Consider the following 483-nt stretch of genomic DNA (forward strand, 5'->3'; position numbering starts at 1 on the left):
GGGGGTCCGCCCGGCGGGCACGGGCCCGGCGCGTCCGTGGTGCCGCCTGCCGGCGGCGACCTCGGCGGCGGGGCGCCCGGCCCGGCGCCACTGGCCACCCATCCGGACGGCGAAGGCCATCTGCGGGGGGCCCCGGGCGGGCGGGGGCCGGCCGAGGCGGCCACCGGAGCCGCTGGAGCCGCTGGATCGTTGGCAGGCGCCGGGCAGCGGACGGCGGACGGGGGCCCGCAGCACCCGCAGCACGCACCGCATCCCCACGCTTCGCATGCGCAGCACCCGGCGGGCGGTGGCCACGGCGGCGAGGCGGTCGACGCCTGGTCGGCCGACGGCACCCCCACCACGCAGGGCAGACGGCGCGGCGCGCCGGCGCCCGGGCACCCGCCGAGATGGGACACCGAAGCGGCACCGGGACAGCACGCGGCCCCCGGGCACGGCGGAGCACCCCGCGCGGGGGCGGGCGGACATCCGGCCGCCCCGGTCTCG

1 protein-coding gene is annotated in these 483 nt (G+C 83.2%); it reads right to left on the reverse strand.

Annotated features, from left to right (window positions below; genetic code table 11):
* The coding region (locus AAHZ94_RS34915; RefSeq protein WP_349997667.1) for a hypothetical protein at positions 1-267 on the reverse strand (267 nt) is incomplete at its 3' end.
* Positions 268-483: the final 216 nt, after the last annotated feature.

This window comes from Streptomyces sp. HSW2009, assembly GCF_040240285.1.
Lineage (GTDB): Bacteria > Actinomycetota > Actinomycetes > Streptomycetales > Streptomycetaceae > Streptomyces.